We start from the raw sequence: 6,877 nt of genomic DNA, 5'->3' as shown, positions 1-6,877 counted from the left end.
GCCGTCGTGGTCGTGCACCACCTGCCGGTCCAGCAGGTGGAGCTGCGCGTGCAGCACGCGGGCCCGCCCCGCCGGCCCACTCATTGGCCCGCCTTCGTGGCCAGCATGAGCGGGATCGCCGCGATGGACACCACGACAAGAAGGATCATGAATATCGTCCCCAGCGTGTTGGAGAGCCTGCCGTTCACCTTGTCCCGCATGTAGTCCCGGTCGTTGGCGATCATCAGCACCGGCAGGTACGTCAGCGGCAGCGCCGCCGCCGAGAACACCAGCGAGTACTCGGTCACCATGATCGGGTCGATGGTCGTCAGGATGAGCGCCGTCGCCACGATCATCACCACGAGGATGGTGGCGTGGAACCGCGCCGCCTCGCGCGGCCGCACGAACTTGCCCCACTGCCAGCCGAAATACTGGCTCAGGCAGTAGCCCGACGACAGCGCCACCTCCAGCGTCGCCCCGAACGTGGCCGCGAACACGCCGAGGATCACCAGCGCCAGCCCGATCTGGCCGACGCCCAGCGCGACCGGCAGCACCATCTGGTCCAGCGAGTCCACCTGCACGTGCACCGGCAGGAACACGGTGGCCGCGCACGCGGCGATGGCCAGCGACAGCAGGCCGCCGAGCGGGAAGCCGATGAACACGTTCGCCCGCGAGACCGACAGGTCCGAGCGCGTCCACTTCTCCTCGACGCCGCCGGAGGAGAAGAAGAACACCTCGTACGGCGTCATGGCCCCGCCCAGCAGCGCGATCGCGTAGTAGAAGTACGTCGGCACGGCCTCGCCCTCGGGCGGCGCGGGCCGGGCGGCCTGCTGCCAGAGCTGCCCCCAGTCGGGCCCGAGCTGCCACAGGGCGACGACGAACACCACCAGCGCCAGCCCGCCGAGCCCGAAGACCCGCTCGATGGTCTCGAACTTCACCCGCCACATGACCAGCCACGCCACGAACGCCACGCCCGGCACCCACAGCAGGTAGTTCACGCCGGTGGCCAGCTCCAGGGCCAGCGCCGCGCCGCCGATCTCGGCGGCCACGGTCAGGCCCAGGATGAAGAACGACGCCCCGAGGTTGGCCAGGCCGGCCTTGGGGCCGAGGCGCTCGCGTACCAGGTCGAACACCGCACGCCCGGAGACCGCCGCGATGCGTCCGGACATCTCGGCGAACACGCAGATGCCCAGCACGCCCAGCACCACCACCCACGCCAGCGACATGCCGAACCGGGAGCCGACCAGCGCGTTGGCGACCAGGTCGCCGATGTCCACGAACCCGCCGATCGCGGTCAGGATGCCCAGCGTGATGCCCAGGAACTTCTTCATTCGTACTCTTCCTGGAAGCCCCGCAACCTCTCGCCCAGCCCGGCCAGCCGCCGCACCGCCGCCGCCGGGTCCTCCACCCGGTCGCGCCGCACCTCCACCAGCAGCCCGGAGATCTCCTTCTCGGCCCGCTCGGTGACCTGCAGCAACTGCTCGCCCAGCTTCTCCGCCCGCTCGGACGGCGGCTGCACGCCGCCGAACTGGTCGTTGACGCTCTGCACCTGCCCGGCGGCGTTCGTCAGCACGACTTTCAGGTACGGCCGCGTCAGCCGCCCGCCGCCGCCCACGGCGAGCCGTACCACCTCGACGGTCGAGCCGACCGTCTCGGCGGAGGCGGCGGCCTTCAGCTCGTAGTCGCGGTCGTTCCACGCCGGGCTCGAACACCCCGCCGCCCCGACGGCCAGCGCGAGGGCCACCCAGCCCGCCCTCATGACTGCCGCCTCAGCAGCACGTACCCGAGCACGACCAGCAGCGCCAGGAACTGCCCCCACGCCATCAGCAGGACGAGCCCTTCATCCATCACGACCGTGAACTGCCCTGATAGATCCACATCAGTCCTGCCTCTTGTGAGTGAACACCTGTTGCCCTACAGTCGTAGCGCTACAGTTGTTCACTCATGGAGGACCTTCATGCACACCCAGGTGATGGACGCGACGTTCGACGAGATGAGCGCCGCCACCGACAGCCTGCTCCAGGCCGAGATCACCGAGCTGACCGCACGCGAGCAGGCCCTGCTCAACCTCACCGCCGACGTCTGCCGGCAGACCCTCGGCCTGCCCTTCACCCGGCACGTGCTGGCGGCGCTGGACAGTGGCGTCTCCGCCGACGACCTGCGCGAGCTGCTCCGCTTCGTCGCCTACGACAGCGGCTACCCGGCCGCCCAGTCGGCGCTGGCCCGCCTGGTCGAGCTGGAGCGCGAGCACGACCTGCCCCGCCCCACCGGCCAGGCCCACGAGGTGAACGCCGCCGGCTCCGGCAGCCCGCTGCCGGAGCGCATGCGGCAGGAGGTGGCCGCCCTCGACGCCCCCTTCGCCCGCTACATGGACCTGCAGTCACGCATGCGCGCCAATATGCGTCTGCTGTCGGTACGGGAGCGCGCCTTCATCACGATGACCGTCGACGTGCTCTACCAGACCCTGGAGGAGAGCTTCCGCGCCCACGTCGGCCGGGCCCTCGGCGCCGGCGCCACCCCGGAGGACCTTCGGGCGGTCGTGCGCTTCTCCGCCCGGTTCGGCATGACGACGGCGTGGCGGGCCCTGCACGTGCTCGACGACCTGCTTGCCGGCGCCGCCTAAGAGGCGCATAACGAATCTACGTTGTAAAGGCGCTCACGCCGGTGGCGGACAGGGCCGTTCGGCCCTTGTGGGCGCGACCTCCGGCCCTGACGGGAGCGGGAGGCGCGTGGTGCGATGGGAGGCGTGACGAAGGAGGAGGAAACATGATCATCGTGGGCGCGGACGGGTCGGTGGCCTCGCGTGCCGCCGTGGAGTGGGCGGCCGGCGACGCCGCACGCAGGCGCCTGCCGCTGCGGGTCGTGCACGTGGCCGACACCTCGTGGTACCAGGTCGGCAAGCCCCCCGGCGCCGACCTGCCGGACCTGCTGCTGCGCGCGGGTCGGCAGGTGCTGGACGAGGCGGAGGCGCTGATACGGGAGCGGCAGCCGGCCGTCGAGGTCACCACCCGGCAGGTGGCGGGCCGGCCGGCCGAGGTGCTGGCCGAGCAGGTGGGGGACGCCGCCGCGCTGGTGGTCGGCAGCCGGGGGCTGGGCGGGTTCGCCGGGGCGCTGCTGGGCTCGGTGAGCATGCACCTGGCCGGGCACGTCCGCTGCCCGGTGGTCGTGGTGCGCGGCGCGCACCTGCCCGCGAGCGAGGAGGTCGTGGTGGGGGTGGACGACTCGCCGGAGTGCGAGCCGGCCCTCGCCTACGCCGGCGAGCAGGCGCTGCTGCGGGGCGCGACGCTCAGGGTGGTGCACGCCTGGCAGCTCCCCGTGCACGCCTACGCCCCGGACATCCCGTACGACCTGGACGACATCCGCGCCCTGCAGTCGCAGGTGATCCGCGACCGGCTGAAGGTGCTCGGCCCGGACCACCCGCGGGTGGTCGAGGACGTCCCGTGCGCGCATCCGGTGGACGCGCTGACGGCGGCCTCCGAACGCGCCGGTCTGCTGGTGGTCGGCTCGCACGGGCGCGGCGCCCTCGGCTCGGCGCTGCTCGGCTCGGTCAGCCGGGGCGTGCTGCACCATGCCCGCTGCCCGGTCGCCGTCGTCCGCGCCTGAACCGTCTCGGATCAGCGGAAGTCGGTGAGGCGGAACACCGCCAGCATGTCGGCCTTCCTGGACGAGCCGGTCGAGAAGGACGCTTCGGCGCCGACCCAGCCGCGGAAGGCGCCGCTGTCGTCGATGACCTGCATGAGCGGCTTGACGTGGGAGTTGCCGGTGTAGCAGAACTCGCGGCGCTCCATCGCCAGGCAGGTGCACCAGTGCCACATCGTGTCGCGGCGGTCGGAGTTGGAGATCTTCGTGAGGTAGTACTGGATGGAGCTGATGTCGGCCTTCGTCCCGCCGCCGTAGTTCGGGCAGCCGCCGGACTTCTGGCAGGCGCTGCGCGACGACGGCTGCAGGTACGTCAGGCACGACGTCGTGGTGGTGCAGGCGCGGAAGGAGGAGAGGCTGAACGGCTGGTTGTTCGAGGTGACGAGTTTGTCGCCGGCCCAGCTCGTCAGGTCCTGCCGCAGCGCGCCGGGGAACGCCTTGACCGAGCTCATCGCGCGCCGGGTGCCGATCGCGGCGTTGCTGCCGTAGCCGTACCCGTGCGTGGCCAGGGTGCTGCCCTTGAGGTCGAGGCGGGTCAGCTTGCCGTCGGGGGAGCGGCGGACGTACCACTGCTCCGTCCACGCCTGGGCGATCTTCCACCGGATGGTGAGGACGTCGCCGGCCATGGTGAACGTGCCGGTGCGGCTCTCGTCCGGGGCGCCGGTGTAGCCGCCGGCGGTGAGCACCCGGCACATGCGGGGGCGGGAGGCCGAGCCTCCCGCCTTGGTGGTGCAGCTCTTGTCGGGGACCATGCCGGTGCGCTGCCTGGCCTCGGGACGGCGCTGCCACCACAGGTACGACGAGGCGCTGACCGTGCCGTTCGCGGCGAAGCGGTAGGTGCCCAGGCGGACCCAGTTCTCCCGGGAGGACGCCTTCAGGTGGCCCTGGGAGACGACGTAGGTGCTCTTGCCGCCGGGCAGCGACGCGGCGGCGGCCGGTTGGAGGGGCAGGAGGGCGAGGGCGAGCACGAAGGAGAGGATCGCCGTGGCGGTTCGCATGAGAGCAGGCTCCGGGGAGGCTTGCGGGCTTGGCCGGTGGTCAACGCGTCACCGTACGCGATCTCCCCGGGGCATGTCTCGGAAACGGGCCTGACGGACCGGGATCTCCACATATGCCCGGAATGCGGCATATGTCGGTCCGGGCGGGCCCGGGGTTACCGGCTCGCGGCGCCGAGGTTGCCCTGCGCCTGGGCCGAGAGGTCCTGCCCGTCGGCCCACTCCTTGAGCCGGTCGGCGTACGCCTGCTGGATCATCGGGTAGAAGCCCTGGCCGAACAGGACCCGCAGCGGCGGCTCGGCCATGGAGACGATCTTGATGAGGGTCTGGGCGGCGGCGGCCGGGTCGCCGGCGGGCTGCTTGCCGGCGATCGCGCCCAGACGCCGGCGCAGGGCGTCGTAGGCGGGGTCGGGCTGGGCCATGTGGCCGTTGTTGAGCGGGTCGGGGTTCTGGCCGGCGCGGGTGGCGAAGCCGCCCGGCTCGATGATGGTGACCTTGACGCCGAACTCGGCGACCTCGCCGGCCAGGGCCTCGTTGAGCCCCTCCAGCGCCCACTTGGAGGCGTGGTAGGCGCCCCCGAGGGGCATGGCGATGAGGCCGGCGGCCGACGAGAGCTGGATGATGTGGCCCGAGCGCTGCTCGCGCAGGGTCGGCAGGGCCGCCTGGATCACCCAGACGGCGCCGAACAGGTTGGTCTCCATCTGGTCGCGCAGCTCCTGCTCGCTCAGCTCCTCGACCGCGCCGACCTGGGCGTAGCCGGCGTTGTTGACGATGACGTCCAGCCGGCCGAAGTGCTCGCGGGCCCGCTCGACGGCGGCGAAGACGGCCGCCTTGTCGGTGACGTCCATCGCCAGCGGGAGCACGTTGTCGCCGTAGGTGGCGGTCAGCTCCTCCAGGGCGTCGACGCTACGGGCGGTGGCGGCCACCCGGTCCCCGTGGGCCAGCGCGGCCTCGACGAAGCAGCGGCCCAGGCCGCGTGACGAACCGGTGACGAACCACACCTTGCTCATGATCTTTTCCTGTCCTTCATGGTGTCCGACAACCATGAGGCGCCGGTGACCCCCCTCCGTGTGACAGCGCGGCCGTGTGACGTACACCACCGAACGCGCATGTCACACCCCGGTGGCGGGCGGCGTCTCGTGAACGAGCACAATGGGGTCGATCAGGCGGGAGCGGGACATGAACGAGCGCGGCGAACCGGCGTCGGCGGCCACGGACGGGCCGCACGCCGAGCTGTCCGACCCCGCGACCGAGGCGTTCGTCACGCACCGCAACCTGCTGTTCACCGTCGCCTACGAGATGCTCGGCTCGGCCGCCGACGCCGAGGACGTGCTCCAGGAGACGTGGCTGCGGTGGACGAAGGTGGACCTCGACCAGGTGCAGGACCAGCGCGCCTACCTCGTCCGGATCACCACCCGGCGGGCCCTCGACCGGCTGCGCACGATGAAGCGCCGCAAGGAGGACTACGTCGGCCCGTGGCTGCCGGAGCCGCTGCTCACCGCGCCGGACGTGGCCGAGGACGCCGAGCTGGCCGAGAGCGTGTCGATGGCGCTGATGCTGGTGCTGGAGACGCTGGCGCCGACCGAGCGCGCCGTGTTCGTGTTGCGCGAGGTCTTCGACGTCGGCTACGACGAGATCGCCGCCGCCGTCGGCAAGACCCCCGCGACCGTGCGGCAGATCGCGCACCGCGCCCGCCGGCACGTCGACGCCCGACGGCCGCGCGAGATCGTGTCCCCCGACGTGGCCAGGGCGGCGCTGGAGTCGTTCCGGCGCGCGTTCGAGACGGGCGACCTGCAAGGGCTGCTCGACGTGCTCGCGCCCGAGGTCGTCCTGATCAGCGACGGCGGCGGCGTCAAGCAGGCCGCGCCGCGGCCGATCCTCGGCGCCGGCAAGGTGGCCCGCTTCATCATCGGCGGCATCGGCAAGGCCCAGGTCACGCTCACCGGCGACCCCGCCGTGCTCAACGGCAACCCCGCGCTCGTGCTGCGCGTGAACGGCGAGATCGACGGCGTCCTGACGGTCAGCGTCGAAGGCTCCCGCATCACCGGCGTGTACTACGTCCGCAACCCCGGCAAGCTCACCCGGATCGGCTCCGAGACCCCGCTCACCCTGCGCTGACCCCTCCCGCGCCCGCCTGCCGCCCGACCGCCGGTCTCCCGCGCGCCCGCCTGCCGCGCGACCGCCGGCTCCCGCACGCCCCGGCGCCGCGCGGCCGCCCGTTCCCCGCTCGCTCCGGCCCCGCGCGGCAGGCGGTTTCCCGCAGG

Annotated in this window: 8 protein-coding genes; 3 read left to right on the top strand and 5 right to left on the bottom strand. The window is 72.1% G+C overall.

What is annotated here, in order from left to right:
- Positions 1 to 80 precede the first annotated feature (80 nt).
- From KIS93_RS59815 to KIS93_RS68180, 3 genes are read right to left on the bottom strand one after another with little or no spacing between them, the layout of a single operon-like run.
- Complete coding sequence (locus KIS93_RS59815) at positions 81 to 1,310, bottom strand: NRAMP family divalent metal transporter (RefSeq protein ID WP_080039888.1); 1,230 nt, start codon at positions 1,308 to 1,310, stop codon at positions 81 to 83.
- On the bottom strand, positions 1,307 to 1,738 hold the full coding sequence (locus tag KIS93_RS59810; RefSeq protein ID WP_080039887.1) for a hypothetical protein: 432 nt from the start codon (positions 1,736 to 1,738) through the stop codon (positions 1,307 to 1,309). The genes KIS93_RS59815 and KIS93_RS59810 overlap by 4 nt, the downstream gene beginning before the upstream one ends.
- Complete coding sequence (locus KIS93_RS68180) at positions 1,735 to 1,857, bottom strand: hypothetical protein (protein WP_268966980.1); 123 nt, start codon at positions 1,855 to 1,857, stop codon at positions 1,735 to 1,737. The genes KIS93_RS59810 and KIS93_RS68180 overlap by 4 nt, the downstream gene beginning before the upstream one ends.
- Positions 1,858 to 1,936: 79 nt before the next feature.
- On the opposite strand from KIS93_RS68180, the gene KIS93_RS59805 reads away from it, so the two are divergent.
- Together KIS93_RS59805 and KIS93_RS59800 are read left to right on the top strand one after the other, a co-directional pair.
- Positions 1,937 to 2,602: a carboxymuconolactone decarboxylase family protein gene (locus KIS93_RS59805; RefSeq protein WP_080039886.1), complete on the top strand. Its 666-nt coding sequence runs from the start codon at positions 1,937 to 1,939 to the stop codon at positions 2,600 to 2,602.
- Positions 2,603 to 2,745: 143 nt separating this feature from the next.
- On the top strand, positions 2,746 to 3,582 hold the full coding sequence (locus KIS93_RS59800) for a universal stress protein (protein ID WP_080039885.1): 837 nt from the start codon (positions 2,746 to 2,748) through the stop codon (positions 3,580 to 3,582).
- A gap of 11 nt (positions 3,583 to 3,593) precedes the next feature.
- On the opposite strand, the gene KIS93_RS59795 is transcribed toward KIS93_RS59800, so the two are convergent.
- Positions 3,594 to 4,616 (bottom strand): hypothetical protein, encoded by a 1,023-nt coding sequence (locus KIS93_RS59795; RefSeq protein WP_080039884.1) that lies wholly within the window; start codon positions 4,614 to 4,616, stop codon positions 3,594 to 3,596.
- A gap of 155 nt (positions 4,617 to 4,771) precedes the next feature.
- A complete protein-coding gene (locus tag KIS93_RS59790; protein WP_080039883.1) occupies positions 4,772 to 5,623 on the bottom strand; it encodes an SDR family NAD(P)-dependent oxidoreductase in 852 nt (283 codons plus the stop codon).
- Between the two features lie 169 nt (positions 5,624 to 5,792).
- Between KIS93_RS59790 and KIS93_RS59785 the strand changes: the two genes are divergently transcribed.
- Positions 5,793 to 6,731, top strand: a complete 939-nt coding sequence (locus KIS93_RS59785; RefSeq protein WP_080046871.1) for an RNA polymerase sigma-70 factor — start codon at positions 5,793 to 5,795, stop codon at positions 6,729 to 6,731.
- The last annotated feature ends 146 nt before the right edge of the window (positions 6,732 to 6,877 follow it).

The organism is [Actinomadura] parvosata subsp. kistnae (genome assembly GCF_900323885.1).
GTDB classification, from domain to species: Bacteria; Actinomycetota; Actinomycetes; order Streptosporangiales; family Streptosporangiaceae; genus Nonomuraea; species Nonomuraea composti.
The sequence above is the reverse complement of the archived record's forward strand: the minus strand, read 5'-3'. Positions and strand labels throughout refer to the sequence as shown.

Bases quoted from the DNA above. Each gene is read 5' to 3' on its own strand.
- KIS93_RS59815 (WP_080039888.1), bottom strand. From the start codon at position 1,310: ATGAAGAAGTTCCTGGGCATCACGCTGGGCATCCTGACCGCGATCGGC.
- KIS93_RS59810 (WP_080039887.1), bottom strand. From the start codon at position 1,738: ATGAGGGCGGGCTGGGTGGCCCTCGCGCTGGCCGTCGGGGCGGCGGGG.
- KIS93_RS59805 (WP_080039886.1), top strand. From the start codon at position 1,937: ATGCACACCCAGGTGATGGACGCGACGTTCGACGAGATGAGCGCCGCC.
- KIS93_RS59800 (WP_080039885.1), top strand. From the start codon at position 2,746: ATGATCATCGTGGGCGCGGACGGGTCGGTGGCCTCGCGTGCCGCCGTG.
- KIS93_RS59795 (WP_080039884.1), bottom strand. From the start codon at position 4,616: ATGCGAACCGCCACGGCGATCCTCTCCTTCGTGCTCGCCCTCGCCCTC.
- KIS93_RS59790 (WP_080039883.1), bottom strand. From the start codon at position 5,623: ATGAGCAAGGTGTGGTTCGTCACCGGTTCGTCACGCGGCCTGGGCCGC.
- KIS93_RS59785 (WP_080046871.1), top strand. From the start codon at position 5,793: ATGAACGAGCGCGGCGAACCGGCGTCGGCGGCCACGGACGGGCCGCAC.